Origin of the sequence: Nesterenkonia pannonica, assembly GCF_019575955.1 — a bacterium.
GTDB lineage: Bacteria > Actinomycetota > Actinomycetes > Actinomycetales > Micrococcaceae > Nesterenkonia > Nesterenkonia pannonica.
On record NZ_CP080575.1, the window covers coordinates 143,808 to 168,389 of the forward strand.

At 65.8% G+C, this 24,582-nt stretch carries 35 protein-coding genes, 1 tRNA gene and 7 pseudogenes; 15 read left to right on the forward strand and 28 right to left on the reverse strand.

Features of this window, described 5'->3' with window-relative positions; all coding sequences use genetic code 11:
* Nucleotides 1-57: 57 nt before the first annotated feature.
* From K0H76_RS01085 to K0H76_RS01185, 21 genes and pseudogenes are all read right to left on the reverse strand, one after another.
* Complete coding sequence (locus K0H76_RS01085; protein WP_258934149.1) at nucleotides 58-435, reverse strand: ThiF family adenylyltransferase; 378 nt, start codon at nucleotides 433-435, stop codon at nucleotides 58-60.
* The gene (locus K0H76_RS01090) at nucleotides 417-605 is read right to left on the reverse strand and encodes a ThiF family adenylyltransferase (protein ID WP_258934150.1); all 189 of its coding nucleotides are present in this window, start codon (nucleotides 603-605) and stop codon (nucleotides 417-419) included. The genes K0H76_RS01085 and K0H76_RS01090 overlap by 19 nt, the downstream gene beginning before the upstream one ends.
* A complete protein-coding gene (locus tag K0H76_RS01095) occupies nucleotides 602-802 on the reverse strand; it encodes a hypothetical protein (protein WP_258934151.1) in 201 nt (66 codons plus the stop codon). The genes K0H76_RS01090 and K0H76_RS01095 overlap by 4 nt, the downstream gene beginning before the upstream one ends.
* A complete protein-coding gene (locus K0H76_RS01100; protein WP_258934152.1) occupies nucleotides 760-1,284 on the reverse strand; it encodes a hypothetical protein in 525 nt (174 codons plus the stop codon). The genes K0H76_RS01095 and K0H76_RS01100 overlap by 43 nt, the downstream gene beginning before the upstream one ends.
* A 142-nt stretch (nucleotides 1,285-1,426) precedes the next feature.
* Nucleotides 1,427-1,666 (reverse strand): sulfur carrier protein ThiS, encoded by a 240-nt coding sequence (gene thiS, locus K0H76_RS01105; protein ID WP_258934153.1) that lies wholly within the window; start codon nucleotides 1,664-1,666, stop codon nucleotides 1,427-1,429.
* A 48-nt stretch (nucleotides 1,667-1,714) separates the two neighbouring features.
* Nucleotides 1,715-2,197, reverse strand: coding sequence for an FAD-dependent oxidoreductase (locus tag K0H76_RS01110; protein WP_258935297.1), 483 nt, complete (start codon nucleotides 2,195-2,197; stop codon nucleotides 1,715-1,717).
* A gap of 325 nt (nucleotides 2,198-2,522) precedes the next feature.
* On the reverse strand, nucleotides 2,523-2,837 hold the full coding sequence (locus tag K0H76_RS01115; RefSeq protein ID WP_258934154.1) for a hypothetical protein: 315 nt from the start codon (nucleotides 2,835-2,837) through the stop codon (nucleotides 2,523-2,525).
* Nucleotides 2,828-2,962 (reverse strand): annotated as a pseudogene (locus tag K0H76_RS01120) (hypothetical protein); the annotation flags it as partial. The pseudogene K0H76_RS01120 and the gene K0H76_RS01115, both read right to left, overlap by 10 nt.
* A gap of 12 nt (nucleotides 2,963-2,974) precedes the next feature.
* Nucleotides 2,975-3,045: transfer RNA gene (locus K0H76_RS01125), tRNA-Gly, on the reverse strand.
* 166 nt (nucleotides 3,046-3,211) lie between these two features.
* Nucleotides 3,212-3,753: pseudogene (locus tag K0H76_RS01130) on the reverse strand (type 1 glutamine amidotransferase).
* 96 nt (nucleotides 3,754-3,849) lie between these two features.
* Nucleotides 3,850-4,017, reverse strand: coding sequence for a hypothetical protein (locus tag K0H76_RS01135; protein ID WP_258934155.1), 168 nt, complete (start codon nucleotides 4,015-4,017; stop codon nucleotides 3,850-3,852).
* Entirely contained in the window at nucleotides 3,986-4,471 is a 486-nt protein-coding gene (locus K0H76_RS01140) for a nitroreductase family protein (protein ID WP_258934156.1), read from the reverse strand. Before K0H76_RS01140 ends, K0H76_RS01135 begins: the two co-directional genes overlap by 32 nt.
* Nucleotides 4,472-4,564: 93 nt before the next feature.
* Nucleotides 4,565-5,280, reverse strand: a pseudogene (gene thiE / locus K0H76_RS01145) (thiamine phosphate synthase).
* 77 nt (nucleotides 5,281-5,357) lie between these two features.
* Nucleotides 5,358-6,071 carry a LysR substrate-binding domain-containing protein gene (locus K0H76_RS01150; protein WP_258934157.1) on the reverse strand — a complete coding sequence of 238 codons (714 nt, stop codon included), beginning with the start codon at nucleotides 6,069-6,071 and terminating at the stop codon, nucleotides 5,358-5,360.
* Between the two features lie 125 nt (nucleotides 6,072-6,196).
* Nucleotides 6,197-6,391, reverse strand: a complete 195-nt coding sequence (locus K0H76_RS01155) for a dienelactone hydrolase family protein (RefSeq protein WP_258934158.1) — start codon at nucleotides 6,389-6,391, stop codon at nucleotides 6,197-6,199.
* A 38-nt stretch (nucleotides 6,392-6,429) separates the two neighbouring features.
* Nucleotides 6,430-6,687: a dienelactone hydrolase family protein gene (locus K0H76_RS01160; RefSeq protein WP_258934159.1), complete on the reverse strand. Its 258-nt coding sequence runs from the start codon at nucleotides 6,685-6,687 to the stop codon at nucleotides 6,430-6,432.
* Between the two features lie 354 nt (nucleotides 6,688-7,041).
* Nucleotides 7,042-7,404, reverse strand: a complete 363-nt coding sequence (locus K0H76_RS01165; protein WP_258934160.1) for an extracellular solute-binding protein — start codon at nucleotides 7,402-7,404, stop codon at nucleotides 7,042-7,044.
* Entirely contained in the window at nucleotides 7,404-8,156 is a 753-nt protein-coding gene (locus K0H76_RS01170; protein WP_258934161.1) for an extracellular solute-binding protein, read from the reverse strand. Before K0H76_RS01170 ends, K0H76_RS01165 begins: the two co-directional genes overlap by 1 nt.
* A gap of 59 nt (nucleotides 8,157-8,215) precedes the next feature.
* On the reverse strand, nucleotides 8,216-8,365 hold the full coding sequence (locus K0H76_RS01175) for a hypothetical protein (protein ID WP_258934162.1): 150 nt from the start codon (nucleotides 8,363-8,365) through the stop codon (nucleotides 8,216-8,218).
* Nucleotides 8,366-8,420: 55 nt separating this feature from the next.
* Nucleotides 8,421-9,225, reverse strand: a pseudogene (locus K0H76_RS01180) (carbohydrate ABC transporter permease).
* Between the two features lie 119 nt (nucleotides 9,226-9,344).
* Nucleotides 9,345-10,249 (reverse strand): annotated as a pseudogene (locus K0H76_RS01185) (sugar ABC transporter permease).
* 347 nt (nucleotides 10,250-10,596) lie between these two features.
* On the opposite strand from K0H76_RS01185, the gene K0H76_RS01190 reads away from it, so the two are divergent.
* From K0H76_RS01190 to K0H76_RS01255, 14 genes and pseudogenes are all read left to right on the forward strand, one after another.
* Nucleotides 10,597-10,920 (forward strand): hypothetical protein, encoded by a 324-nt coding sequence (locus tag K0H76_RS01190; protein ID WP_258934163.1) that lies wholly within the window; start codon nucleotides 10,597-10,599, stop codon nucleotides 10,918-10,920.
* Nucleotides 10,917-11,189, forward strand: a complete 273-nt coding sequence (locus K0H76_RS01195; protein WP_258934164.1) for a monovalent cation/H(+) antiporter subunit G — start codon at nucleotides 10,917-10,919, stop codon at nucleotides 11,187-11,189. The genes K0H76_RS01190 and K0H76_RS01195 overlap by 4 nt, the downstream gene beginning before the upstream one ends.
* Nucleotides 11,190-11,215: 26 nt before the next feature.
* The gene (locus K0H76_RS01200; RefSeq protein WP_258934165.1) at nucleotides 11,216-11,701 is read left to right on the forward strand and encodes a hypothetical protein; all 486 of its coding nucleotides are present in this window, start codon (nucleotides 11,216-11,218) and stop codon (nucleotides 11,699-11,701) included.
* Nucleotides 11,701-12,093, forward strand: a complete 393-nt coding sequence (locus tag K0H76_RS01205; RefSeq protein WP_258934166.1) for a hypothetical protein — start codon at nucleotides 11,701-11,703, stop codon at nucleotides 12,091-12,093. The genes K0H76_RS01200 and K0H76_RS01205 overlap by 1 nt, the downstream gene beginning before the upstream one ends.
* 75 nt (nucleotides 12,094-12,168) lie before the next feature.
* Complete coding sequence (locus K0H76_RS01210) at nucleotides 12,169-12,450, forward strand: NADH-quinone oxidoreductase subunit K (RefSeq protein ID WP_258934167.1); 282 nt, start codon at nucleotides 12,169-12,171, stop codon at nucleotides 12,448-12,450.
* Between the two features lie 88 nt (nucleotides 12,451-12,538).
* Nucleotides 12,539-12,859 carry a hypothetical protein gene (locus K0H76_RS01215; RefSeq protein WP_258934168.1) on the forward strand — a complete coding sequence of 107 codons (321 nt, stop codon included), beginning with the start codon at nucleotides 12,539-12,541 and terminating at the stop codon, nucleotides 12,857-12,859.
* A gap of 68 nt (nucleotides 12,860-12,927) precedes the next feature.
* The gene (locus K0H76_RS01220) at nucleotides 12,928-13,290 is read left to right on the forward strand and encodes a hypothetical protein (RefSeq protein ID WP_258934169.1); all 363 of its coding nucleotides are present in this window, start codon (nucleotides 12,928-12,930) and stop codon (nucleotides 13,288-13,290) included.
* 169 nt (nucleotides 13,291-13,459) lie between these two features.
* The gene (locus K0H76_RS01225) at nucleotides 13,460-13,759 is read left to right on the forward strand and encodes a hypothetical protein (protein WP_258934170.1); all 300 of its coding nucleotides are present in this window, start codon (nucleotides 13,460-13,462) and stop codon (nucleotides 13,757-13,759) included.
* Nucleotides 13,760-13,947: 188 nt separating this feature from the next.
* The gene (locus K0H76_RS01230) at nucleotides 13,948-14,214 is read left to right on the forward strand and encodes a hypothetical protein (protein ID WP_258934171.1); all 267 of its coding nucleotides are present in this window, start codon (nucleotides 13,948-13,950) and stop codon (nucleotides 14,212-14,214) included.
* Between the two features lie 129 nt (nucleotides 14,215-14,343).
* Nucleotides 14,344-14,670, forward strand: a complete 327-nt coding sequence (locus K0H76_RS01235) for a hypothetical protein (RefSeq protein WP_258934172.1) — start codon at nucleotides 14,344-14,346, stop codon at nucleotides 14,668-14,670.
* 29 nt (nucleotides 14,671-14,699) lie between these two features.
* A pseudogene (locus K0H76_RS01240) lies at nucleotides 14,700-15,019 on the forward strand (hypothetical protein).
* The gene (locus K0H76_RS01245; protein WP_258934173.1) at nucleotides 15,016-15,258 is read left to right on the forward strand and encodes a hypothetical protein; all 243 of its coding nucleotides are present in this window, start codon (nucleotides 15,016-15,018) and stop codon (nucleotides 15,256-15,258) included. The pseudogene K0H76_RS01240 and the gene K0H76_RS01245 overlap by 4 nt, the downstream one beginning before the upstream one ends.
* Nucleotides 15,222-15,662 carry a hypothetical protein gene (locus K0H76_RS01250; protein WP_258934174.1) on the forward strand — a complete coding sequence of 147 codons (441 nt, stop codon included), beginning with the start codon at nucleotides 15,222-15,224 and terminating at the stop codon, nucleotides 15,660-15,662. The genes K0H76_RS01245 and K0H76_RS01250 overlap by 37 nt, the downstream gene beginning before the upstream one ends.
* A 275-nt stretch (nucleotides 15,663-15,937) precedes the next feature.
* Nucleotides 15,938-17,598: pseudogene (locus tag K0H76_RS01255) on the forward strand (complex I subunit 5 family protein).
* A 273-nt stretch (nucleotides 17,599-17,871) separates the two neighbouring features.
* Here the strand turns inward: K0H76_RS01255 and K0H76_RS01260 are convergent.
* The 4 genes from K0H76_RS01260 to K0H76_RS01275 all read right to left on the reverse strand — a co-directional run bounded on the left by K0H76_RS01260 (nucleotide 17,872) and on the right by K0H76_RS01275 (nucleotide 19,945).
* The gene (locus tag K0H76_RS01260) at nucleotides 17,872-18,240 is read right to left on the reverse strand and encodes a GNAT family N-acetyltransferase (RefSeq protein WP_258934175.1); all 369 of its coding nucleotides are present in this window, start codon (nucleotides 18,238-18,240) and stop codon (nucleotides 17,872-17,874) included.
* 162 nt (nucleotides 18,241-18,402) lie between these two features.
* Complete coding sequence (locus tag K0H76_RS01265; protein WP_258934176.1) at nucleotides 18,403-18,783, reverse strand: hypothetical protein; 381 nt, start codon at nucleotides 18,781-18,783, stop codon at nucleotides 18,403-18,405.
* Nucleotides 18,780-19,082, reverse strand: coding sequence for a hypothetical protein (locus K0H76_RS01270; protein ID WP_258934177.1), 303 nt, complete (start codon nucleotides 19,080-19,082; stop codon nucleotides 18,780-18,782). Before K0H76_RS01270 ends, K0H76_RS01265 begins: the two co-directional genes overlap by 4 nt.
* 146 nt (nucleotides 19,083-19,228) lie before the next feature.
* Nucleotides 19,229-19,945, reverse strand: a complete 717-nt coding sequence (locus K0H76_RS01275) for a Fic family protein (RefSeq protein WP_258934178.1) — start codon at nucleotides 19,943-19,945, stop codon at nucleotides 19,229-19,231.
* Between K0H76_RS01275 and K0H76_RS01280 the strand changes: the two genes are divergently transcribed.
* Nucleotides 19,944-20,306 carry a hypothetical protein gene (locus tag K0H76_RS01280; RefSeq protein ID WP_258934179.1) on the forward strand — a complete coding sequence of 121 codons (363 nt, stop codon included), beginning with the start codon at nucleotides 19,944-19,946 and terminating at the stop codon, nucleotides 20,304-20,306. The genes K0H76_RS01275 and K0H76_RS01280 overlap by 2 nt on opposite strands.
* 298 nt (nucleotides 20,307-20,604) lie before the next feature.
* On the opposite strand, the gene K0H76_RS01285 is transcribed toward K0H76_RS01280, so the two are convergent.
* The 3 genes from K0H76_RS01285 to K0H76_RS01295 form a co-directional block, all read right to left on the reverse strand.
* Nucleotides 20,605-21,171 carry a DUF1998 domain-containing protein gene (locus tag K0H76_RS01285; protein WP_258934180.1) on the reverse strand — a complete coding sequence of 189 codons (567 nt, stop codon included), beginning with the start codon at nucleotides 21,169-21,171 and terminating at the stop codon, nucleotides 20,605-20,607.
* 1,488 nt (nucleotides 21,172-22,659) lie between these two features.
* Complete coding sequence (locus K0H76_RS01290; RefSeq protein ID WP_258934181.1) at nucleotides 22,660-23,046, reverse strand: hypothetical protein; 387 nt, start codon at nucleotides 23,044-23,046, stop codon at nucleotides 22,660-22,662.
* Nucleotides 23,040-23,765 (reverse strand): helicase C-terminal domain-containing protein, encoded by a 726-nt coding sequence (locus tag K0H76_RS01295; protein ID WP_258934182.1) that lies wholly within the window; start codon nucleotides 23,763-23,765, stop codon nucleotides 23,040-23,042. Before K0H76_RS01295 ends, K0H76_RS01290 begins: the two co-directional genes overlap by 7 nt.
* Between the last annotated feature and the right edge of the window lie 817 nt (nucleotides 23,766-24,582).

The following is a 24,582-nucleotide window of genomic DNA, read 5'->3' on the forward strand; positions in this document are numbered from 1 at the left end:
TCGCCGGCGTCGGGGCCTCGGGGTAGAGGTCGCGGTAGCCGGGGCCCCGAGAGCTACTTACCAGCGCTGGGCGTCCGGCCCGTCGGGGAAGTCCGGCTGGGACCAGAACATGCTCACTTGGCCCTGGAAGCGCAGGATCGAGCCGGAGATGAGCGGCTTGCCCGCAATCTCGCATGCGTCGGCGGCCACGTACCGAGTGGCAAAGTTGTCGGAGCCGTCGACCACCGCATCGGCGGGGCCGATCAGCTCGAGGGCGTTCTGCGCGGTGAGCGGCTCCCGGTGCTCATGGATGACGATCTCCGGGTGCAGGCCGCGCATCGCCGCCGCTGCGGAGGCCGTCTTGGGCTGGCCAAGCGTCGCCTCCGAGTGGATGACCTGACGGTGCAGGTTGGACCGGTCGACCTCGTCGTGGTCGATCACATCGATGGTTCCCACGCCATGGCTGCCAGGTAGGTGAGTATCGGGGCGCCGAGGCCTCCGGCTCCGATGACGACCACCCGCGCGCCGAGCAGCTTGGCCTGCGCCTCGATGCCGAAGCCCTGCAGGGCGAAGTGCCGCTGGAACCGTTCGGCCTGGGATCGGGAGAATTGGCTGAGGTCGCTCACGTGAGGTCCTCCACAGGGTTGATGATGCCTTCCATCGGGGAGCTCGCGAGCGCATGCTCGCGCTTGGGGATGCGGCCCGCTCGCGCTGAGAGGCTGCTTACTTCGACGGCCAGGCGCACGGCGTGGGCCATGGTCTCCGGCTGCTGCGCTCGGGTCACCGCGGAGGCGACGAGCACCGCCGAGCAGCCCAGCTCCATGGCCAGTGCGGCCTCGCTCGCGGCGCCGATGCCGGCTGTCGAGGATGACCGGGACCGAAGCCCGGGACGTGATGAGCTGCAGGTTGTGGGGGTTCAGGATGCCCAGGCCGGTTCCGATGGGTGAGCCCAGGGGCATCACAGCGGCCGCGCCATGGATTCGAGGCGGAGCGCGGTGGCCGGGTCGTCGATCGTGTACACCAGGGGTGAATCCTGTCCGCGAGCTGCTCGGTGGCTTCCAGGGTCTCGACGACGTCGGGCAGCAGGGTGTGCTCGTCGGCGATGACTTCCACCTTGATCAGGCTGGTCTCCAGCGCCTCGCGGGCGAGCTCTGCGGTGAGCACGGTGTCCTTGACCGTGTAGCACCCCGCTGTGTTGGGGAGCACGTCGATGCCCAGGCGCTCCAGCAGGCTGAAGACGCTGGTCCGGCTCTCCGGGCTGAAGCGTCGCATCGCCACGGTGGTGAGCGTGGTTCCCGAGGCCACCAGGGCCTTCTCCAGCGCGGCGAGGTCCGTGGTTCCCCGGTGCCCATGATGAGCCGGGAGTCCAGCGAGTAGTCGCCGATCATCAGGGGCGGGGTCTGGGGGTGGGCATGGGCTCCTTCTGCATCTGCGCCTCTCTCAAGCCTCAGCCGCCCTGCACGGCGGTGACGATTTCCAGCTCTGTGCCGTCGGCGAGCGTCGTGGAGGACCACCTGCTGCGCGGCAGCACCTCCCCGGCGACCGCGACCGCGACCCCGAGCCTGCGGCCATCAGCCGGAGTGCCGTCCTGCTGCAGCTCCCTGCCGGTGGTCTGGGCCACGGCGTCGAGCACGGTGGCCGACTCCGGGAGGGCTGTGGAGGTGTCATTGATGGTGACTGTGGGCATAGGCCCTATTCAACACCAGTGCCGCAGGCGGTGTTCCCGGGCGGCGCTTCACCGGTGCCGACCGGGGCTCATCGCTTCCAGGTGGGCCCGGTCCGTCTCGGTGAGCGTTCCGTTGAGCATGCCTGCGGTCAGTCGGGCTGCCAGAGGAGCGAGCAGGATGCCGTGGCGCGAGTACCCGGTGGAGACGACGACGGCGGGGCTCAGGAGCCCCAGGTAGGGACGGTCGTCCGGGGTGCCCGGCCGGGCCCGTGCGGTGACCTCGTGCAGCTGCATGTCCCGCACCGCGGGCAGCAGCGCGATGGCATCGGCGAGCAGCTCGGCGACGGAGCCCACGTGCGCACTGGCGCGCCCGTCCTCACGGACGGAGGCTCCGACGACCAGCTCCTCCCGTTCGCGGGGCACGAGGTAGACCTGGCGTCCGGACACCCGGCCGCGCAGGGTGGCGCTGATGAGGCGCCGCTCCCCGGCGCTGAGCTGCCCGTCGGTGTACCGCAGCCGGAGGATGTCCCCGTAGACGGGCCGGAGGTCCAGCTGGGGTGCTCTCGCGGAATGCCGGTGATCTGGGAGTAGCCGAGCCCCGGAGCCAGCACCGCGGCGGCCGCGTCGTGCTCCTCATCCTGCTCGGTGCTCAGCTGCACCCCGCCGAGCTCGTGCCGGATGTCTGTGACGCGTTCGGCCCGCCACGCGGCGGGAGGGCCGGCTGTTCGGGAAGGAGGTCGGGTCAAGGTCTGCGTTGAGCGCGGCCGTCAGGGCGGCCACGAACTGGCGGGGATCGATCTGGTGGTCCCCGGCACGTCCCATGCTTTGGCGATGGCTTACGCCAGTGCGGGCTCGCGCGCCCGCAGCGTGCGCGAGGTCAGAGGCTCAACCTCCATGCCGTGGGATCGGTGGACTGCCACGAGGTCGTCGACGGCGCTGCGGTCCCCGGGTCGGCGGCGACCAGCAGGGTTCCGTTCTCCCAGTAGCCGGTGGGTACACGGACGGCCCTCTGGAGCTCAGCGAGCTGTTCGGGGTAGTGCTCGAGGGCAGCGGCCATGAGCGGCCACAGCTCCTCCTGTCCGTACTGCACCTCGCTGAGCGGGGCGAGCATTCCTGCTGCGGCGTAGGAGGAGTCGGAGGCGGAGCGGGATCGAAGATCGTCACCGCGTGGCCGGTGAGGCGAAGCTGCCACGCAGTCAGCAGGCCCACCACTCCGGCTCCGACGACAGCGGTAGACAAAGGGGACCACCTTCGGGTCGAAGGCCGCTGGGCGGCGAGGTCTGGCAGAGAGCCTGAGCTCTCGGAGGGAGGGTGCATGACCCTCATGTGAGCGGCTGACGGGAATCGAACCCGCGTCGTCTGCGTGGGAGGCAGAAGCTTTGCCACTAAGCTACAGCCGCTGGACGCCGTGATGAGTGCGAGTGATCCCACGGTCACGGCGTGGGAGTCAGTGTACTACCTCAGGGGCGGCCCGCATGACGGATTTGGGACGGCCGGGGCCCGCCGCCGGAAGCCTACTGCGGACCCCTGTGGCATGCGTCCCAGATCAGGTCAGGACCTTCTGATTCAGGCCTTTTCGACCAGGCTGATGAACTCGCGGTTGAAGTCCTCGAGGTCATCCGGGGTGCGGGAGGTGACGAGGCCGTCGGAGACGACGACTGACTCGTCGACCCAGCGTGCGCCGGCGTTCTTCAGGTCGGTGGTCAGCGAGGGGAAGCTGGTGACGGTGCGGCCCTGCGCTGCGCCGATCTCGGTGAGGATCCACAGGCCGTGGCAGATGGCTGCGACGGGCTTGCCCGCGTCGAAGAATGCTCGCGCGAACTTCTGGGCGTTCTCGTCGATGCGCACGGTGTCTGCGTTGAGCGTGCCGCCGGGCAGGACCAGGCCTGCGTAGTCGGAGGCATCGGCGGAGGCGAGCGTGACGTCGACGTCGAAGTGGTCGGCGTGCTCCCAGTCGCCCTTCATCGCCTGGATCGAGCCCTCTTCGGGGAGACGACCACTGCCGTGCCTCCCGCGGACTCGATGGCCTTCTTGGGCTCGGTCAGCTCGGGCTGCTCGACGCCGTTGGTGGTCAGGATTGCGATCTTCTTGCCGGTGATGTCAGCCATGAGCATCCTCCTTCGTGGGGATCTGTCATCTGTCGCGTACAGGTGAAAACTACTGGTCAGGCCTTGATGCTCAAGCCACGGTCCCTGGATTCTTCCTCAGAGGATCTGGGAGGCCTCCGCGAACTCCAGGCGTCCGGCCCGCTCGCCCACCGCTGATGCGTCCTCTGCATCGGCTGCGTGGCCCACGTTGATGGCTACGAGGGTCTTCCATCCGTTCTCGGCATGCAATTCCTCATCGAAGGCGGAGGCCTTGAGCCCGGTCATGGGTCCCACCTCCAGCCCGTGCGCCCGCAGCGCGGTGATCAGGTAGCCGACCTGGATGAGGGCGGACTGCTTGCCGACGTCCTCGCGCATCTTCTCGGCGTCGGCGAAGCGCTCGCGGGCGCCCCCGCTGGGGCTGCAGCGTGGGCAGGTGCTCGTGCCAGTCAGCGGTGTAGGCCGCCACGAGGGTCAGCGGCGCGGCCTTCGTCTTGTCCTGGTTGCCCTTCATCATGTGCTCGATGACGGCATCGCGCCTGGGACCGTCGGTGAGGACGCTCAGCCGCAGCGGCTGGGCGTTGAACGCGGTCGGGGCCCAGCGCAGGTCCTCGTACACCTGCTGGATCAGGGACAGGTCGACGGGCTCGGCGGTGAAGGCGTTGGTGGTGTGGGACCCCTCGAAGAGGCGGTCGATGGCGTCTCGGTCGAGGGTCTTCTCCATGGCGCTGGCGCTGGTCACAGGTGGCGCTCCTTCGCATCGTAAGGGTCAGGTTCCGTGGATCTCCAACATCCGTCCGGGCTGACTTCTTCCGGGTTCCGCCGCCGGCACCCGTCAGGCGGGGAGCTTCTCCACCAGTTCGCGCGAGGCGGCAGCGGGGTCCGGCGCCTCGGTGACGGCGCGCACCACGACCACTCGATCGGCGCCACTGCGGTCACCTCGCCGATGTTCTGCGCGTTGATGCCCCCGATCACGAAGAACGGCTTGCCCGTGTCCAGCTGTGAGGCCTGCGCCGGCAGCTCGGTGCCCACGGCTGCACGACCGGGCTTGGTCGGCGTCTCCCAGACGGGCCCGGTGCAGTAGTAGTCCAGCCCCGGGTCTGCTGCGGCGTCGCGCACCTGCTCGAAGGTGCGGCAGGAGAGTCCGATAAGGACATCGTCGCCGAGGATCTGCCGGGCCTGCTCCGTGCTGAGGTCATCCTGGCCCACATGGAAGACGTCCACGCCGCTGATCAGTGCCAGGTCGGCACGGTCGTTCGCGGCAGAAAGCCCGCCGTACGAGTCGGCCACCTCTTTGAGGAGTGTGAGCGCGGTCAGCTCGGTCTGCGTGGAGACCTGCTTGTCCCGGACCTGGATGATGTCGGTTCCGCCTTCGAACGCCTCAGCGTAGAAGCGCCTGAGCGCCTCGAGGTCCAGCTCATCGACCGGCCCGGCCTCTGGGTTCGTGATGAACCGCTGCAGGTCGGTGCACACGTACAGGCGTGCCGAGAGCAGCCGCTCGCGCCGGAGCTGGCCGAGCTGCGTGGGCTCGGGAACGGTGGTGGTGGTCATGCTCTCCTCAGTCATGGCACCACTGTAGAACGCCGAGGCTGGACGCCCGCTGAGGAGACGCTGAAGGCCGGTGAGGGTCAGCCTCTGCGCCGCCGCGCCGCGGGCCGTCTTCCCTGCCGGGGACCCGACTGCCTGTTCCTACGCTTCTCACCACCGTCTGCGGGAGTCCGGCCGGAGGCCTGCTTGGGCGGCTTCTTGGACGCCCCGGCCAGCTGGGTCCTCGCTGACTGGGGCTTGCGTCCGCGGGCGATGCCCACGAACTCTTGGATCTCGTCGCTGTCCCTCTCCCGCAGCCAGGCGAGCGCGACGTCGTACCCGGGCTGGTCCTCCACCCGTCGGATGATGACGTCCTTGCGCGAGAGGGCGCGGGCGAACGAGTTGGGCAGCAGGAGCAGCCCCGCACCGGAGGCGACGACTTCCATCGCGATCCGTTCGGCCCGGGCGAGCTCCTCGCCGCTGTGCGGCACATGCGGCTCCGGCTCCTGGCCGGGTGTCATGTCGGCCGGGGTGAAGAAGGTCTCCTCGGCGATGTCCGCCCAGGTGACAGACTCCTCCGCAGCGGCGATCCAGTGGCTGCGGGCGGCGCAGACCACAGGGTCTTCGGTGTAGAGCACCACGCGGTGCAGGTCGGGCACCTCGGGTGCGGCGCCTTCGCGGCTGCGCATGTAGGCGATGTCGACGGTGCCCTGGGTCAGGCGCACACGGGCCGCGTCGGGGTCATCGCCGCCCGGATCGTCGAAGTAGCTGACGGTCAGAGGAATGTCGGGAAAGCGCGCGCGCCACCGCCCCACCCACTTGTCGGGGATGCTCCTGGGACCACGCCGAGCGTCATGCCGGAGAGTCCGGGCGGATTGTCCTCAGGGGCGGGGCTGTCGCTCACTGCTCCAGCCTATAGACGTGTGGGCCGCTGATGGGCTCAGGCCACCTTCTTGCGCAGGAAGTCGACCGCGCGTCCCCATGCCTCGGCGGCCCTGTCCGGGTCGTAGGTGCCGATCGCGTTGGTGTCGTTGTGGAAGGCGTGTCCTGCGTCGTAGTAGAAGAACTCGACCTCGGCGCCGGACTCCTCGCGGATCTGAGCCTCCTGACGGCGGGCGTCCTCCTCGGGGTACATCTGGTCCTGCTTGGCGTAGTGGCCCTGGACGGCGGCCGTCAGGCCGCTGTAGGACTCGGGACTGCCTGCCCGACGCCGTAGAAGGGAACGGCGGCGGAGACCTTGTCGCCCTGCTGGGCGGCGAGCGCGAGGACGAATCCTCCGCCCATGCAGAAGCCGATCGCGCCGACTGTGCTGGAGGTGGTGGTCTCGTGGGCGAGCAGGAAGTCGGTGGCCCCTGCGAGCTGGCGAGCGCCCTCCTCGGCGGGGAGCTTGACATCATCTCGCCTACCTCGTCGCCGTCGTGGGTGATCCATCCGCCGTAGAGGTCGGGGGCCAGGGCGACGAAGCCTTCGACGGCGAGGCGGTCGACGACCTCCTTGATGTGGTCCGTCAGCCCCACCACTCCTGGATGACGATGACAGCGGGTCCGGAGCCCGATGGTGGAGTGGCAAGGTATCCGTGGCCTGTGCTGGTCACATCGGAGCCCGGGAGGAAAGGTGACGTTCTGGTGGGGAGTCTTCTCGGCCATGGGGTTCCTCCTGGAAGTCGACGTCGTCGCACCTCACACTACCGAGGAGTGCTCCTTGCGCCTACCCCGGCGCATGCAGGCAGGGTCCCTGCCGCAGTGCGCGGCAGGGACCCTGGGCCGGACGGGGCAGCCCCGGGCATCACTCCACTTCGTCGGCGAGGTCGGACTCGTAGAGGGACTCGAACTCGTCCTCGACGCGCTCCATCTCTTCGGCGACGTCGGCGTCAGAGGTGAGGATGCTCTCCAGCGTCTGGGCGAGCTCCAGGTCGGCGCCCGGCAGGAAGACGCGGGCGTTGTCCTGCACCCGGGCGCGATCGAGCTGGTCGACGGCGGTTTCGAACTGGGGCTGGTCCTCGTAGACGCCGGACATGTCGGCCTCCGTGTGGGAGGGCACATACCCGGTGCCTTCGGAGAAGAAGGCCTGGGACTCCGCGCTGGTGAGGTGGCCCATGAACATGGCTGCGGCCAGCTGCGCCTCGGGGTCGGACTGGGAGGCCAGCATCAGGTAGCGCCGCCTGTGGGCGTCTCGCCCTCGGCTTCGGGGCCGTCGGGAAGGAAGGCTGTTCCGACCTCGAAGTCGGCGGAGTCGAGGATTCCGCCCAGGGAGCCGGTGGACTGGATGGTCATCGAGGCCACGCCGGAGGCGAAGTCGTCGGTCTGGGAGGTGGCTGCCACGTTGGCCCATCCGTCCTGGACGCCGGACTGGGCGAACTCGATGGCCTCGACGGTCTCTTCGCTGCTGACGGTGGAGAAGTCCCACTCGTCGGACCAGGCACCGCCGTAGCCCCAGACGAGGTTCGCCATGCCCCAGGCGGGGTACTCGTTGGAGGGCGGAAAGGCGTAGCCGTAGTCTGCGATGCCTTCGTCGACGATGGTCTGTGCGTTCTCGGCGACCTCGTCCCAGGTCTCCGGCGGGCTGTCGATGCCGGCTTCCTCGTAGTGGTCAGCGTTGTAGTAGAACAGCGGGGTGGAGCGGGCGTAGGGCACCCTGTAATGGCTGCCCTCGTACTGGTAGTCCTCGTAGAGGGCGTCCACATAGCCGTCGGTGTCGACCTCTGCGGCGTCGAGCACGTCGTCGACGGGTGCGAGGGCGCCGTTGAGATAGTTGGGGAACCAGGTGGCGTCGGAGAGGACGATGACGTCAGCGTTGGAGCCGCCTCCGGTCTGGAACCACTGGGAGGTCTCTTCGTAGTCGGCGCCTGAGGTGATGACCTCCACCTCGATGCCCGTCTCGGCGGTGAAATCCTCGATCATCTCGGTCTCGAGGTCTTCGGAGCCCCGGGGTGGTTGGTGGCGAAGGTGATGGAGTCGGCTTACTCAACACCGTCCCAGTCGGTGGCCTCGGCCTCCTCCTCCTCGCCTCCGTCGTCGCCGACGTCGGGGCCGCAGGCGGTCAGTGCGAGGCTGGCGATGCTCACGGCCGCGAGTCCCTTCCAGGCGTCGCGGCTGATCAGAGTGCTCATGGTGTTCTCCTCAGTGTGGTGATTCAGGTGCACGAGTGGGGGTGGTCGAGGGGCGCTACTTGACCGCGCCTTGGGTCAGGCCTGCCACGATGTAGCGCTGCAAAGCGGCGAAGACGATGAGCATGGGGATGATGACCAGCACCGCGCCTACCATCAGCACTCCGTAGCTGGCGACGTCGTCCTCGACGCTTCGAAGCTGGTTCAGGGCCACCGGTAGGGTCATGCTGCCCCGGGTGTCGGTGATGATCAGGGGCCAGAGGAAGCTGTTCCACTCGTTGACGACCGTGACGAGGGTGACGGTGGCGATCGCGGGCGCGGAGACCGGCACGGCGATCTGGACGAGCTTGCGGAAGTGGCTTACGCCGTCGAGCTCGGCTGCCTCGAAGAGCTCCTTGGGGAGGGACTTGAAGTGCTGCCGCAGCAGGAATGTGCCGAATGCGGTGCCCAGTCCGGGCAGGATGATCCCCAGAGGGTGTCGCGTCCGCCGAGGGCCTGGATGGTCATGAAGTTGGGGAGCATGGAGACCTCCGGGGCACCATCAGCGCCACCAGGATCCCGAGGAAGATGAGGTTGGCTCCGGGGACGCGGATGAAGACCAGCGCGTATGCGGTGGTGATCGCGAGCACCACCTTGATGACGGAGCCGACGGCGGTGACGATGAGGCTGTTCTGGAAGACGGTCAGCAGCGGGATCCGCCGGTCCACGGTCTCGTAGTTGTCGAGGCTGGGATCCTGGGGCAGGAACGTGGGGCTGAGCGTGATGATCTCGTTGACCGGCTTGAAGCTCGAGGAGATCATCCAGGCCAGGGGCAGCACGATGATCAGCAGGGCGACGAGGATCGGCAGGTAGCCGGTGAGCATGGTGTCCGCGAGGTTCTGCCGGGTGAAGGCTTTGCGCCACTCCGGCAGCACGCGGTGCTGGGTCGGCGTCTTCGCCGCGGTGCCGCCGGAGGTCTGGGCTAGCTTCTGGGAGGTGGTGCTCATCGGTAGTGCACCTTCCTCTCGATGAAGCGCATCTGGGCTGCGGTGACGAGGAAGAGGGTGAAGAAGAGCACCACGGAGATCGCTGCGGAGTAGCTTACCCGGTTGTACTGCCCGAAGGCCTGCAGGTAGATCTCAAAGATGATGGTGTTGGTGCCGTTGCCGGTGGGCGTCATGACCCGGAGGATGTCGAAGGCGTTGGTCATGGAGAAGATGATGTTGGTGACCAGCAGGAAGAACACGGTAGGCGTCAGAAGCGGCAGAGTGATGCTGAAGAATCGGCGCACCGCCCCGGCCCGGTCGATCATCGCCTGCTCGATCAGGTCCTTGGGGATCGACTGCAGGTAAGCGAGGAAGACGACGGCGCAGTAGCCCAAGTTCTTCCAGACGTAGACGATGATGACCATCAGCAGGTTCCAGTCGCTGTCGAGGAACCAGGCTGGGGAGCTGACGCCGAAGGCGGCCAGGATGTGCGCCAGGGCGCCGCGGTGGGGTCGAAGATGAACATCCAGACCAGTGCGACGCCGACCCCGGAGAGCACATAGGGGCTGAAGACGGCCGTGCGCGCGGCGGTCCGCCCGGGGATCCTCTTGTTCAGCACCAGGGCGATCAGCAGGCCCAGCACCATCGAGCCGATGACGGCTCCGGCGGTGAAGATGGCGGTGACTCTCCACACTTCGATGCCGTCCGGCGAGGTGAAGAAGCGGATGTAATTGTCCAGCCCCACTGCGCTCGCCGTCGGGGCGCCGAGCCTCCAGTCCAGGGTGGAGTAGTACATGTTGCTGATCAGCGGGTAGTAGATGAACGCGAGGATCAGCAGAATGTTGGGGTAAGCGAACAGAAGGAACAGCGACCAGTTCTTGGAGCTCTGACGGCGCTTGGCCCGCTTGCGCTCGCGAGCCAGATGGGCCTCGCTGGGACGCGGAGGTCGAGGGGTGAAGCCTCAGCGGTAAGCTTCTTGGGGCCTGCCTCCCGCGCAATCGTCGTCAAAAACTGTTCCTCTTTCGTTGCAGAATGCGAATCGCGCGAACGCTGATTCAGTCCGGCGGGCGCCGCGGCCCGGAACATGTCCCATTCAAGGGAGTGTAAGCGACCAGATGCTTAACCCATGGTGAACCGAAGATGAACCGACTGTCCGGCGTCCGGTCAGCCGCCCTGCAGGTCCGTTCAGGCGGGAGCTGACAGAATCGTGATGTCCCGTGCCCGCTGACGAGGGGTAAGACCCCGTGGGATGCGCCCAGAGGAGGATCGTTGGTTGAGACTGTGCTCGCGGCGGTCTTCGTCGTCCTGGTGCTGAACCTGGTGGCAGCCCTGGTGATCTGCGCCCATCGCCGTCGTGCTTACTCCTGGCTGCTGGTCATCCTCCTGGCGGGAACCTCGGGCGCTGCGCTGGCGGGAATCCTCGCTGTGACAGCCGAGGACGGGGACCGATACTTCGACGTGGCGCTGGTGCTCACCGGCACCGCTGCTGTGACGGCGGCGGTCCGTGCCGCACTGCCGAACGCACGCGGCAGAGACGCTGTGGAGCACGCGGCCACCGATTCTTGGCGGAACGCTCAGGATGGACCCTCATGAGCGTCGCGGCGGATCTCTTCGGCCTGGCGCTGGTGGTGGTCGGCGCCCTGTTCTTCACGGCCGGAACGGTGGGCCTGCTCCGCTTTCCGGACGTGCGGAGCCAGCTGCACGCACTGACCAAGGCCGACAACCTCGGGCTGGGCCTGATGCTCGCGCGCTGCCGTCCTGCTGGGCAGCGTCACCGTCGCCGGGGCGGCCCTGCTGACCTGGCTGCTGGCGCTCGCGGCCGCATCGGTGTCGGCGCGCGCTCTGGGCGCCGTCGAGGCTGACTCTCTGGACGGCGGGGAGGCGGCCGATGGGTGAAGCAGGTCTGGTCGACTGGATTCTGGCGGCCGCGACGCTGGCCGCGGCTAAGCGTGGTGGTCTCTGCCCCCTGCGGATGGCGCAGGCCATGGGGTTCTTGGTCTTGGGTGTGCTCGCGTCCCTGGTGTGGCTGCGTATGGGCAGCGTGGATGTGGGGCTCGCGGAGGCTGGGCTCGGCGGCGGCCTTCTGGGCGCTGTGCTCGTCATCCTCGCCGCAGCGCCGCAGCGTGCCCCATCGTCGGAGTCGCGCGGCATGCCCGCAGCTCCGGCCGCACTCTTCGGGACGGTGGCCGGGGTCCTGATCACCCTCGTGCTGGGGGCGGCCTGGCTGCGGGCAGCGCCTGCGCTGGAGCAGCAGTCTCCCGGCTGGTCTGAGCCATTGGCCGAGCAGCTGCCGAGCACCGGCGTCGAGCACGGCATCACGGGGTGCTCCTGGCGTTCAGGGCCTATGACACGCTGCTGGAGTCGGGGGTGCTGATGCTGGCGGCCCTGGGGGCGTTGGCGCTGATGGACCCGGCGCGGCTCAGCGCCTCGCAGACCTTCTCTGTGGTGCCTCGGAACCTGAGCTGGATGGTCCGTGCGGCGGCGCCGGTGCTTCTGGTCGCCGGCATGTGGCTGCTGTTCGCCGGGAGCACGGATTCCGGCGGGGCGTTTCAGTCCGGGGCGGTGCTGACGGCGCTGCTCATTCTGCTTCGCGTCTCGGGGCGGATCTGTCATTCGTGCACCGGGTGCTGCTGCGCCCTGCCCTGGTGGTGGGGGTTCTGGCATTCATCGCGGCAGGGCTGGTGGGGTATGCGGCCACCGGAGACTGGCTGGGGTGGGCCCCGGAGTGGGCATTCGCCGCTGTCCTCACCGTGGAGATTCTGCTGACGGTGGGCATCGCCGCGGGCCTGTATGCGATCTTCCTGGCCGTGGAGCCGCAGAGCAGGAGCGAGGGGCCGTCGTATGAGCACCGCTGCTCTCTACCTGATTCTGGGCACCGCCGTGGCTGTGTCCGGCACGGTGCGCATGCTGCTGGTGCGGGACGCGGTGGCGCGGCTCATTGCGATGAATGTGGTGGGCGTCGGCTCGCTGCTGGTGCTGATGGCGATCGCAGCTCGTGCACCTGAGGGCACGGAGCCGCTGCTCTCTGCCCTGGTGATCACCGGCCTGGTCATCACGGTGGCGTTCACGGGCTTCGGCGCGGTGCTGATCCGCCGGATCGAAGAGGCGGGTGAGGACCCGTGAGCATGGCGTTCGTCCTGGGGGCCGCTGTGCTGCTGCCTCTGGCGGCTGCGGCGGCGGTCGCACTCCTGGGCCCCGGGCCGCACGCATCGTGGGGCTGGGCTCGACGCTGCTGACCGGCGTTCTGGGCGTCCTGCTGGCGGCGGAGGTGTCCCTGCACGGTGTGCAGGAGGTCGCCCTGGGCGGCTTCGGAGCCCCGCTGGGCATCCATCTGCGCGCAGATGGCCTGAGTGCGGTCTTCCTGGCCCTGGCGGCCCTGGTCTCCGTGGTGCTCAGTGTCTTCGCGGCCACGTCGAAGGACACTCCGGGAGGGTTCTGGCCGCTGTGGCTCGGCTGCCTGTCGGGCCTGAACGCTGTCTTCGTCTCGGGGACCTGTTCAACACCTATGTGGGCCTTGAGCTGGTGGGCCTGACCGCGGTGGCGCTGGTGGCCCTCGGCGGCCGGGGTGCGTGGTAAGCGCTGCGGTACCTGTTCGTGGCGGTGCTGGGCTCTCTGCTGTTCCTGGTGGGCGTCGGCCTTCTGGTGTCGGTGACGGGGACGCTGGACATCGCGCAGACGGGCGCTGCGATGCATGAGGCGAGCGCCGAGCAGGAGGCTGCTCTGCTGATGGCGGCGGGCCTGATGACCGTCGGCATGGGCCTGAAGGTGGCGCTGGTGCCTATGCATGCGTGGCTGATCAGCGCGCACTCGAGTGCCCCGAGCGTCGTGTCCCCTTTGCTCTCCGGATTGGTGATCAAGGCCGCACTTTTTGTGGTGCTGCGGGTGTGGCTCTGGGTGCTGCCGGAGGCTGGCTCGCCGAGCCTCTGGCCTGGGCTCTTGGAGCGTTGGGGGCGGTCGCGGTGATCGGCGCCTCGATGGCGGCTCTGCGGCAGGATCGGTTGAAGCCGCTGATCGCATATTCGACGGTGGCGCAGGTGGGCTACTGGTTCTTGGCGTTTCCGCTGCTGGTGGAGTCGACGCCGGGCCATGATGACGTGGCTCCGGGGCGTACAGCGGAATCGTTGCGCTGGCGGTGGGGCATGGTGTGGCGAAGGCAGGCCTCTTCGCTGCAGCCGGGTACCTGAAGTCTGTGTACGGAACGGATGAGATCGCGGAGCTGCATGGGGCGGTGCGGACTCATCCCATCGTGGTGATGAGCATGGGCCTCTCTGCGGTGGGGCTCGTCGGCCTCCCGGTGTCGTTGGGCTTTGCAGGCAAGTGGCAGGTGGCCACCGCTGCGGTGGAGGCTGAGCAGTGGTGGATGCTTCTGGTGATCGCGGTGGGGACTGTGCTGGCGGTAGCTATGCGGTCCGCGGCATTGCGCCGCTGCTGATGCAGCAGGACCCTCACGCCAAGCGATGCTGATCTCAGCAGCGAGGACACCGACGAGGGGCCGACCGTCAAAACGTCCCGCAACTTCACCTCGGTCCCTGGAATGGCTGTGCTGACGCTGGGCTCGGCGACGATCATCACCGGGTTCGCGCCCACGTGGCTCGCCGAGGTGCTGGAGGTGGGCGCCCCATGGTGAATGACCTGACGCAGAGCCATCTGGTGCTGACCGCCGTGCCGGTGGTGATGATTGCGCTGTCCTTGGGCGCTGCGACGATCATCTTCCCGCTGGGTGAGCATCAGGTCCGTCTGCGCTCCTCGATCAACCTGGCGGCGGCCAGCCTGAAGGTGCTGCTGCTGATCGCACTGGTCCCGGGGTGGTGGCCGAGGGGCTCCGGCCCGAGTTCGCGGTGCCGTTCCTGCCCACCCCTGGCGGTGAGCCTATTGAGCTGGTGCTGAGGGCTGATCCTCTGGCGCTGCTGTTCGCGGGGCTGTCGGCGATCCTGTGGCTGCTGACGACCATCTATGCGATCGGCTACTTGGAGGAAGCCGAACCGTTCACGGTTCTTCGGGTTCTTCAGCCTGTGTGTGACCGCGACGGTGGGGCTGAGCTTCTCCGGGAACCTGATCACTTTCCTGGTGTTCTATGAGCTGCTGACGCTGACGACCTACCCGCTGGTGGCGCACTGGGGCGACGAGAAGTCGCTGAAGGCGTCGAAGATCTACCTGCGCTACGCCTTGGGCGGCGGCGTGGCGGTGCTGATGGGCGTGGTCTGGCTGACCATGGAGGTCGGCGCGGTGGACTTCGAGGAGGGAGGCGCCGCGGAGGTGGCGGACTTCGCGCAGTCGAACCCGGCCTCTGCGGCGATCATCTTCGCGCTGCTGGTGGGCGGCATGGGGTCAAGGCGGCGCTGATTCCGCTGCACTCGTGGCTTCCCATCGCCATGGTTGCTCCTGCTCCCGTCTCTGCTCTGCTGCACGCGGTGGCTGTGGTGAAGGCGGCGTGTTCGGGATTGTGCGAGTGATCGACGATGTGTACGGAATCCGCACGGCGGAGGAGCTGGGGGTGCTGACCCCGCTGCTGGTGGTGGCGAGCGCGACGGTCATCTACGGCTCCTATCAGGCGTTGCGGGCGCAGGAGATCAAGCGTCGGCTCGCGTTCTCGACGGTCTCGCAGGTTAGCTATGTGGTGCTGGGGGTGGCGATGTTCTCGGTGGCGGGAACGGTGGCGGGATCATGCACCTGGTGCATCAGGGGATCATGAAGATCACGCTGTTCTTCTGCGCGGGTCTCTTCGCCGAGTCCATGGGGGCCCATACTCTCGATGACCTTCGGGGCCGGGCGTCGGATGCCGTGGACGTCGGCGGCGTTCACGGTGGGGCCCTCGGCATGATGGGACTCCCGCCGACGGCCGGGTTCATCTCCAAATGGCAGCTGGGGCTGGGCGCCCTGGACTCCCCGCATCCGTGGGTGCTGGGGTGCTGGTGGCCTCGTCGGCGCTGAACGCGGCGTACTTCCTGCCCGTGGTGTTCAGGATGTGGTTCTCGGATGCTTCGGAGGAGACCGGGTGGGCGCCGAGCGGCGGCCGCAAGGAGGGCGAGGAGGAGCCCGAGGAGAGCCGGTTCGCTGCGCGGGCGATCCGTGAGCCGAAGGCCCTGCTCCTTCCTGCTCTGTGCACAGCCTACTTCACGCTGGCGCTGGGGCTGGGCGCCTCGTGGGCGTTCTCGCCGCTGGAGGTCTCGCGGTTCATCGCTGAGGGGTGTTCAGCTGATGCTGATGCTCGCTGCCTTCCTCCTTCCGCTGGCCGCTGTGGCGGTCATCGCCTCTCCGGGCGCTGCGGTTCCGGCTGGTGCGCACCGGGTACGCCGCGCGACGGCGATCGCTGCTCCGCTGACCACTGTGCTTAGCTGCGCTTCTGTGCGTGTTCGACGCTGGCGCGCGGCTGGAGGTGCCGTGGCTGCTGTTCGGGTCCGAGTTCCATCTGGACCCGGCGGCGCGCGCCCTGACTCTGATTGCGGCGCTGCTGTATGGGGCGGCGCTGATGGCGGTGTCGTGGGCGAAGCTGCGCGATGCGGAGAAGGGGTCGGGAGCGCTGAGCGCGTTCCTGCTGCTCTGCTACGTGGGCAACATAGGAACGTACGTGGCGGCGGATGCGGTGAGCTTCTATCTTGCGTTCGCCCTGATGAGCTTCTCTGCGGTGGGGCTGGTGATCCATTACCGCTCGCAGGAGGCCAGGCGAGCGACCCGCATCTATCTGATCATGTCGGTGGTCTCGGAGACGGCGATCTTGGCGGGGTTGATTCTGACGGCGAGCGCGGGCGGCTACCGGGTCTCGAATGCTCCTGCGGCGGTGGCGGATTCGGAGTTCACGACGCTCATTGTGGTGCTGCTGCTGATCGGGTTCGGGGTGAAGGCGGGCACAGTGCCGCTGCATGTGTGGCTGCCGTTGGCTCACCCTGCGGCGCCGCCTGCTGCGTCCGCGGTCCTTTCGGGCGCGATGGTGAAGGCGGGCCTGGTGGGGTGGCTGCGCTTTATGCCGCTGGGTGAGATGGCGATGCCGGTGGTGGGCTACACGCTGCTGGGGCTGGCGCTGCTGGGTGCCTTCGCGGCCGCAGCGGTGGGGTGCTGCAGCGGGATCCGAAAGTAGTGCTGGCGTATTCAACGATCAGTCAGATGGGGTTCATCACGGCTCTGCCTGCGGTGGGCCTGCTGGTGCCGGAGCTCGCTTCGGCGACGATCACCGCGGCGGTGCTGTATGCGGTGCACCACGGTCTGGCGAAGGGTGCCATGTTCTTGGGCGTTCCGGTGATGAAGCATTTCGGCACCGGGTGGACGCGGTGGCTGGTGGCTGCGGGCCTGGTGGGCGCGGGCTTGGCGGTGGCGGGGGCTCCGCTGACGTCAGGCGCCTACGGCAAATACATCTCGAAGGAGACGGTGGAGGGAATCACGTTTGTGGGGGCGGACCTGTATGACCTTCTGCCCCTGGTGGCGACGGGGTCGACGGTGCTGCTGATGCGCTTCGGGTGGCTGCTGTGGTCTGCGCAGCGGCACCGGAGCACCGTCCCGCCGGGAGCTGGCCTCATGGCTGCTGGTCTGCGCTGCGGGCATTGCTGTGCCGTGGCTGGTGGGCATGCACTGGTTGGGCGCGGGAGCTTCTCGTGGGAGGCGGGCCCGCTGTGGGATGCGACGTGGCCGCTGCTGCTGGGCCTGGCGGTGGGCTCGGGCGTGTGGCTGCTCTCGGCGCGCGGCTGGCTTCCCGGGTGGGTGGAGCGCGCGGACGGCACGGCGCTTCAGCCGGGCGATCTGGTGGTTGCGGAGGAGTCGGTGGGTGCGCGCACGGCTCAGGGTGCGGCGTCAGTGCTGGAGGGTGCGCACCAGGGGGCCACCACGGTGCGTGAGTCGACCTTGGGGCTGGTGACGCGGTGGGCTTACCGTGCTGAGCAGGCCGTCGATGGGGGTGAACGCCGGTTGGCGCCCTGGGCTGCGAGCGGTGCGGCCGTGCTGGTGGTGCTGACGGGGAGTCTGCTGCTGTTGGCTGGGGGTGGCTGCTGTGAGGTTTGTGGTGTCGGGTGCTCTGCGGGGCTGCTGCTGGCGCTGGTGTGGGTGGCGTTGGCGGGGTTCGCGTCTGACTATGCGATCTACGGCGTGGTGAGTGTGGCTGCGGGGACAGCATTGAGTCTTGTGCTGCTGCCGCCTCGCCGCGACTCTGGGGTGCTGGTTGGTTCGGGCGCCTGTGGGGTTCGGTGCTTCTGGCGGGGTGGTTCCTGTGGCAGTCGGCGCGGGGTGGTGTGGATGTGGCCCGGCGGGCTGTGGCGCGGGTGCCGGATATTGATCCGGAGGTAATGACGGTGCCGGTGGTGCTGCCTGAGAGTGGGGTCGGCAGGTGGCGCTGCTGATGATGAATCTGATGCCGGGCACCATGGTGCAGCGGGGCCCGAGGGCGCTGCCTGATGGGTCGGAGTGCATTGAGCTGCATACGTTGTCGGCGGCGTTGGGTAAGCTGCCCAGTGGGAGGCGCTGCAGGTGCGGGCTGCTCGGGCGGCGGGTGTGGAGCTTAGCCGCGGGTGAGGCGCAGTGCGCTGATGTGCGCGATGGTGGGGTCGTTGTCCCAGCGGCTCATGGGGAGTTCGTCGTGGGGCACGAATCCGTATCGGGTGTAGAACCGTATGGCGCGGGGTTGTCTTTGAAGACTTCGAGGTAGCTGGGTTCGGGTCCGAGGATGTGGTCGATGAGCTGGTAAGCGAGTCCGGTGCCGTGGTGGGCGGCGAGGATGTAGAGCCCGTAGAGCTGGTGGGCGCGCGGGGCGTCGTCGTCTTTCGCGGGCCCGTAGTCTGCGAATCCGACCACGTTGTTGTTGTGAAGGGCGATGCGTCGGGTGCCGGTGAAGGGTTGGCTGAGGCTCTGCTGCCACATGGCGATGCGTTCGGCTTCAGCGTCGGCGTCGTACAGCCGTTCGGGAGGAAGTGGGCGTAGCTTTCGCGCCACGCTTGGTTGTGCATCCGGCCAAGCGCTTCGGCGTCTTCGGACTGGGGCTCCCGGATGAGGTAGTCGGTACTCACAGCGTTCCAGCATATGCACGACGCCGGGCTGTCTCCTTAGTAACACTCAGGGGAGAAAGTGTTACTAGGGAGAGCCCGGGACGTCGGTTCAGACGTCGAGGATGTTGAGCTGTTTCCCGGCTGCGTGGGCGATTTGTTCCATGTGCGCCCGGTTTGAGGTGACGACGCTGTCGCCGCGCCTCATGGCCCCTTCGGCGACTGTGACGTCGACGGGGTCGTTGAGCCCGGATTTCCCGATGAGCGTGCCGACTTTCTGGGCTTGCTCTTCGGTGAGGTCTTCTATGCGACATGTTTTGAGCACCCTGGCTATCTGGGCACTCTTCGAGCCTCGCCATGCTTCTGCGAGGACCCCAGCGGGAACTGTGGGGTATTCCTTAGTGGCTGCTGCCCAGTAGTGCATGGCCCAGAAGCGGCGGTCGCCTTTTTCTGCTGCGATGAGGGCGCCAGTGTCGTACGTAATGCCTTTCATACTGCTTTGCGCTCCTCAGCTTCAGCGTGGCTGTTGCCTTCATCGCCTGCGATGGGTCTGCCGGTGAGCTGGCGGAAGAGTCGATAGCCTCCTGCGAGCTCCTCTTGGGTGAAGGCCCCGAACTCTGCTTCGAATTCTGCGATGGCTTCCATGCCTTCGCGGTGCTTCAGTTCGACTTCGGCTACTTGGGCCAGCCATGTGGAAACACTGAGGCCTTCTGCCTCAGCGAGGTCTTTCACAGCAAGGTAGGTCTCTTCTGGAAGCGAGACTGACTTTTTCACAACACCCATGTGGGCCATGGTACTACCGCTGGTAGCACCGCGTTCGAGTGCAGCTGTTGCAGGGGTTCCTCGTAGGGGTTCCGTTCCGTTCGCACGCAGCCCGTCTGCGCGCTTGAACCATCATGGCACCCAGGTATGACATGCCTCTTGGCACGTCGGCCCGCCTATCCGTGGCGGTGACGGCGGACCTCTTCGGCGTAGTTGTCGAGGGTGTCGAGGATGCCGTCGTGCTGCCAGATGCGGTTGCGGTCTCGGCCGGTGGTTTCGCGGAGGATGCCGTGTTCGGTGAGCTGTTCGAGGGCACGTTGGGCGCCTGGCCCGCTGATGCCGAGGTGGTCTTGGAGGAATCGGGCGTTGGTGACGGGGTGGGCGAGGAGCTCGGAGAGGATTTTCCAGGCTTGGGAGCTCCTCCGGGTGCCGTGGAGCTGTTCTGCGGCGGTGTTCATGTGGTGGGAGAGCTCGTCGACGAGGGTTTTGCCGGTCTCTGCGGCGAACAGGGCCGCGTGGACGAAGCGTTCGGCGATGGGTCCGGCGTCTCCGTGGCGGAATGCTGTGAGTGCGTGGAAGTAACGCTCGGTGTCGGTGAGGAGGCTGGCGGATATGGGCACGGTGATGTTCCGAGTGACGTCTTTGCAGCGGAGCATGGCTTGGGAGAGTGCCATGCCGGTGCGCTCGTTGCCGTCGACGAAGGGGTGGATGGTTTCGAATTGGGCGTGCGCGACGGCGACGCGGAGGAGCCCGGGAGGTCGGCACGGTCCATGAAGCGGGTGAGGTCCTACATGGCCTGGGGATGAGGACGTGCTGCGGGGGCACGAAGTCGGCGACGACGGGCCCCAGCCCCGCGCCGATCCATACGACTTGCTCCCGGTAATGCCCAGCATGCTCTCCCATACCCGATTGGTGCTCGAGGAGGACTCGGTGCATGGCGAGGATGGTGTCTTGGGTCAGCTGGTCGGCGAGCGCGAGGGCGGCTTCCATGGCTCGGACGTTGCCGATGATGGTGCGAGCGTTGGGTCCTGGCTGCTCTTGGAGGTCGGCGAGGGTGAGCTGCTTGGCGCTGGATGTGAGCTGTTCGATTTCGGAGCTGGAGGAGCTTTCGGTGCGCAGCAGGGTGGCGGACATGGGCCCGATGGCGGTGCTGTGGGGGCCGAGGGTCCGGAGCGTGTAGGTGCCGAAGTCGACGAGCGCTGGGTGGCTTCGTCGAGGTCTGCGGCGCGGAGATGCTGGGCGTCCACTCGTTGAGGTCAGCGGGGATCGCGGACTGGTAGGTGCCTTGCTGCCGTCTCATCTCACGGGTGGAGATGCCAGGCCGACGCTTGGCGTGCCACATGTGCTCTTCTGACCCGGCGGGGACACGGGAGGCTCAGCACAGGATCCGCCTCTTGTTGAGCCACGAAGGCCTCCTTAGTTTCACTTTCTGCGCAAAGTGCAACTAAGCGGGAGCGCTAGATCGCAACACCTCTCTATTAGGACACAGTTTTCCTCGGTGCGTGCGGCTTCCTCCATCACACCGAATTCCTTACCACCAAGGGCCACCTGCCTACTGGGAGAAGTACCCCAGCAAGGGGTCCGTCAATGTGCCGACCACGAGCCCTCGGTCCAGGAAACGGTTGAACTCCTCACAGCTGGTTTCCGGCAACAACGCACAACCGTGGCAAGCTGCCAGGTTGCATGAGTCAGAGCCTTGCCCTTTCTCGTAAGCGTCCATACAGACAGGGTCTGTAGAGCACCAACGAGCACCTGAGAGAGCAGCCGCGAAAACCGAACGGAGATTGTCAGGACGTGCCATCCTCACCAGTCCACCCATCGTGCCCTCAGAATCACCGGCCGCAGTGTAGATGAGGAGCCCCGCCATTTCCCGACCAGCGGCAGTTGAGATGTAGAGCCGTTCACGGAGTGACGCAGAACTGTACCCGCACGCGAATACCAATTCATTGATCAGCAGATGACCCAGCGTGTGCAGCAATATGAAGCGCGGAGTGAGGGTTCTCTCTTGGAGACCGCGCTGGGTGACGACCTGCCCGTAATGGTCGGTGATCTTCTGAGCACGGTTCTGCACCTCAGAACGGGCCTCCCAAGCTGCCAACCGGGCAGAGTTAAGCTCCAAGTAAATGCCCTCACCTTTGACGACGTAGGCGGGCAGCCAATCTTGAACTGGCGGTAGTGGCTCACGCCGCAGTAGAGCCTTCCCGCGCTGAGCTTCAACACGTCGTCTCGCACGCGAGTGAAACCACGAAGTGCCCTGGTCTCGCGCAGGACGTCAACAGAACGCACCCGGTTCAGATGCTCATTGAGATCAGAATGAATGCCTGGGTCGGTGGCAGTTAGATAATCATCCTTCGGTGTCTCTCGAATGTGCCGGAACTCTGGATGGCGCCACTCATCCTCCCCAGTAAGCAACTCGGGATCCGACTCCTCGACTGGCTCGGACCCGCCTGCTCCGACGCCGAAAAGGTCCCGATACCCCGCAATCAACTCCTCATCCGAGATCGGGCTGAACAATTCTGGAGGTACATTTTTCAGAAGCTGGCCACGCAACATGTCGACCGTTAACTCTGAACCAAAGATGTCATGCAGAGTACGCATAGTGGTGCTCACCGCTGGATGGCGCATCAAATCATGCATCTCATCACTAACAGCACCCTCCTGGCGCGGCAAGTAGATCGACGACTCCACTTTCGGAAAGTAGACATTGCCCGCGGCTCGAAGGGCGCCACGCATTGGCTGCGAGCAAACCCCTACAAGCTCACCAAGCCATGGACGGGCTCCAGAACACAGGTAAGGGTCGTCAGGTTCCGACAGCTGGTCGCTAAGGTAAGTACGTTCTTCACCGTTAACCAAACGCATTTCCGTGATGCCGCGTAATGTCCGTTCCTTCTGGCACCCGTCACAAACCACCCGTTGTCCTTCAAGGCCACCGCCGCCCCATGATTTCAATCGCAGTGGCCCTTTACAAGAAGGTCGGCGAGTACGATGCACCCAATCTTCAAACGGGAAGTCGTCAAGGTGTCCGTCGCTACAGACAGCAATAAAAGGAACTTGTGACATCCGTGGCTTGTGCTTCCACTCGCGATGCTTCTTATCCCCACAGGACACAGGATGTTGCATAGTAAGGGTGGAGAGTTCAAGGCGTTTACAGAACATACAGAAGCACCAACGCGGAAACCGCAAAACTGGGACAGTGAGCTTTACGTTTCGATTGTCTTTACCCTGCCCCTGGTAGCGGTAATCAGGAGGGAGCCGGAACTCTGACACGCGAAGCCGAGCTTCCAGCCGCCAGTCATGCTCCTGGTACTCCTCGAGCGCAAGACTGCTTGCGTCGTTTGGCTCATACCAATGGTCCAATCCCGCGGTAATCACCGATGTGCCGTTGACCAGGACGCTCATCGCGCCAACGCCGAAAGGGGTGACGAGCTGGGCCCTCCTCATTGCTCCCGTGCTCATCGCTGGTCCTTCCCTTCAGATTCTGCATCGGCTTGTGCGTAGGCAAGCGAGATTGTCAGACGGCATTCAGCGTCGACGTTTCGCATACTCGTCGGTACATCCCAGATCGTAGCTTTACTGTCGAGATCGGGGAGAGTGCCAGCGAATCGCATCAACCCCTGTTTAGGATCGCCCCCGGCGTGGAATTGGCTTCCCACGTGGTGCGTTCCCACCCCTTCCATTGTCGGCGCCGCTTGTCGGCCATTCTGTCGAGTACGTTGACTTCACTCCCATCAGCAACCAGAGCTCGCTCACGAATCAGTTCGACGGCTTCGTCGTATTGCGCAGCGGGAAAGGGATGCGGTTGTAGATCTTCCGGTGCGGTCTGCCGAACATAGGCCACAGCAGCCGCATGAAGTGCACGGCGAAGCACCGGAGCAGCGAACGGTGTCACCGAGGTGGGTTCGACTTGAGCGTAAAGCTGCTGATGATACGTACGGAAACGCTCGTAATGACTACGGTCGCGGGGCTTTGCTGCACCGTAAATCGTGATCACCATCCCGGGCTGACGTCAGCGCGACGACCCACGCGACCGGAGACCTGAATGTACTGAGCAGTAGTTTTTGGCTGGCCAACGATAGTCATGAGTCCTAGACGATCGATGTCAACACCTACCTCGATGATGTTCGAGGCGAGACAGATGTCGATGGCCTCCTGATGTTCCTGTCCTGGGGCGTAGCGCGACTGGAGCTGTTCGATCGCCTTAGGAATCTCGTCCGAGCGACGCCGGGAAGTGAGCTCCAATGTACGGTTTGGCCAACGAGGGTTAATACCCTCGCGCCGGACTAGACCAGTCAGGTAATCAGGCACGTCAGACTCCAGCAACGAGACAGTATTACCGAGCTCGCGCAGGGAATTCAGGAAGTTCAGATTCGTCCAGTATCCATCACGGTCTGCCTCAGGAATCTTGGTAGCTGCCTGGAGAGTTGCGGCAGCAACACGCGTCTGAACGGTCTGCATCGACCCCAGCGAGGGACTCATCACCCCGACATAACGTCGGCCCGGCTCCGGCGATCCGTCGAGCTGTCGAGCAGGTTCAGCAAAGAAAGAGTGACCTTCTTCCAAACCGTGCGGCGGAAACAGGGCAGCCTCCTCGCGGCCGAAGATCCCTTTGATCTGATCTTCGTAACGGCGGATAGTTGCTGTGGAGGCAATGATCTTCGGGGATAGGCACGGCGCGTCGGCGGTCGGTACACAACTCCTCAATAACGGGCTCATAGAGACCTACCATCGAGCCAAGTGGGCCAGAGATGAGGTGGAGCTCATCTTGAACGATCAGGTTAGGCGGAGAATGGACCCGCTCGCCGTGTTCATCGAACCCGAACAGGTGCCGCGCTTTAGGACGCCAAGCCATCATCGCGAACTTGTCCACCGTACCGATCACGATCGAAGGACGGACTTTATAAATGTCTTCATCGACCACATGAACCGGCAATCCGGAGCGCCGTGAGTAACGGCATTGCGAATCCACACAGCGAAGTACAACTCTGTCTCGCCCAACTTGTTCATAACCGATGACATCCTGCCCGCCCCTACGCTTCGGCATAGTCCCCATCTGCGCCCCGCACCAGGGGCATCGCAAAAGCAGGAAGGGGTTCTGCTCCTGGGGTTGCGCCGAAGTTTGCCGAGGATTGTGACAGCTTGCTGCCAACTATTTGGTGTGGATGAACCTCCCAGCCAAATGCCAATGCTGAAAGGCGACGTTCCTAGTGCATCGGGATTATCGTCACGAATGGCTTCCAGCACGCAGACAAGTGAGGACGCACGCAGGAACTGCTGGGCGGTCAGGAGCCGCAATGTGTAGCGCATAAGCGTGTCGGTACCCGCGTCTTGAGGGTCGCGTAGACGGCGCGCCAGAAGGCTAATAGCACAAGCCCCGAGGTACGCCTCAGTTTTTCCACCACCAGTTGGAAAAAGATCAGGTCAACCAACGAGCGCGTCTTCCGAGACGGGTCCACTAAATCGGGAAGGCTGGCGAGGACGAAGGCAATCTGAAAAGGACGCCAAGCACCTCGGCCCCGGGAACGACCGCTTC

Coding starts and splice junctions, on each gene's coding strand:
- K0H76_RS01230 (WP_258934171.1), top strand. CDS start 13,948: ATGGTGAATGACCTGACGCAGAGCCATCTGGTGCTGACCGCCGTGCCG.
- K0H76_RS01210 (WP_258934167.1), top strand. CDS start 12,169: ATGAGCACCGCTGCTCTCTACCTGATTCTGGGCACCGCCGTGGCTGTG.
- K0H76_RS01165 (WP_258934160.1), bottom strand. CDS start 7,404: ATGCTGGCCTCCCAGTCCGACCCCGAGGCGCAGCTGGCCGCAGCCATG.
- K0H76_RS01265 (WP_258934176.1), bottom strand. CDS start 18,783: ATGAAAGGCATTACGTACGACACTGGCGCCCTCATCGCAGCAGAAAAA.
- K0H76_RS01170 (WP_258934161.1), bottom strand. CDS start 8,156: ATGATCGAGGATTTCACCGCCGAGACGGGCATCGAGGTGGAGGTCATC.
- K0H76_RS01245 (WP_258934173.1), top strand. CDS start 15,016: ATGAAGATCACGCTGTTCTTCTGCGCGGGTCTCTTCGCCGAGTCCATG.
- K0H76_RS01175 (WP_258934162.1), bottom strand. CDS start 8,365: ATGAGCACTCTGATCAGCCGCGACGCCTGGAAGGGACTCGCGGCCGTG.
- K0H76_RS01160 (WP_258934159.1), bottom strand. CDS start 6,687: ATGGATCACCCACGACGGCGACGAGGTAGGCGAGATGATGTCAAGCTC.
- K0H76_RS01270 (WP_258934177.1), bottom strand. CDS start 19,082: ATGGCCCACATGGGTGTTGTGAAAAAGTCAGTCTCGCTTCCAGAAGAG.
- K0H76_RS01290 (WP_258934181.1), bottom strand. CDS start 23,046: ATGGTGATCACGATTTACGGTGCAGCAAAGCCCCGCGACCGTAGTCAT.
- K0H76_RS01095 (WP_258934151.1), bottom strand. CDS start 802: ATGGAGCTGGGCTGCTCGGCGGTGCTCGTCGCCTCCGCGGTGACCCGA.
- K0H76_RS01135 (WP_258934155.1), bottom strand. CDS start 4,017: ATGACCGGGCTCAAGGCCTCCGCCTTCGATGAGGAATTGCATGCCGAG.
- K0H76_RS01295 (WP_258934182.1), bottom strand. CDS start 23,765: ATGAGCCCGTTATTGAGGAGTTGTGTACCGACCGCCGACGCGCCGTGC.
- K0H76_RS01155 (WP_258934158.1), bottom strand. CDS start 6,391: ATGTACCCCGAGGAGGACGCCCGCCGTCAGGAGGCTCAGATCCGCGAG.
- thiS (WP_258934153.1), bottom strand. CDS start 1,666: ATGCCCACAGTCACCATCAATGACACCTCCACAGCCCTCCCGGAGTCG.
- K0H76_RS01200 (WP_258934165.1), top strand. CDS start 11,216: ATGGGTGAAGCAGGTCTGGTCGACTGGATTCTGGCGGCCGCGACGCTG.
- K0H76_RS01280 (WP_258934179.1), top strand. CDS start 19,944: ATGCTCTCCCATACCCGATTGGTGCTCGAGGAGGACTCGGTGCATGGC.
- K0H76_RS01205 (WP_258934166.1), top strand. CDS start 11,701: ATGCTGGCGGCCCTGGGGGCGTTGGCGCTGATGGACCCGGCGCGGCTC.
- K0H76_RS01195 (WP_258934164.1), top strand. CDS start 10,917: ATGAGCGTCGCGGCGGATCTCTTCGGCCTGGCGCTGGTGGTGGTCGGC.
- K0H76_RS01275 (WP_258934178.1), bottom strand. CDS start 19,945: ATGCTGGGCATTACCGGGAGCAAGTCGTATGGATCGGCGCGGGGCTGG.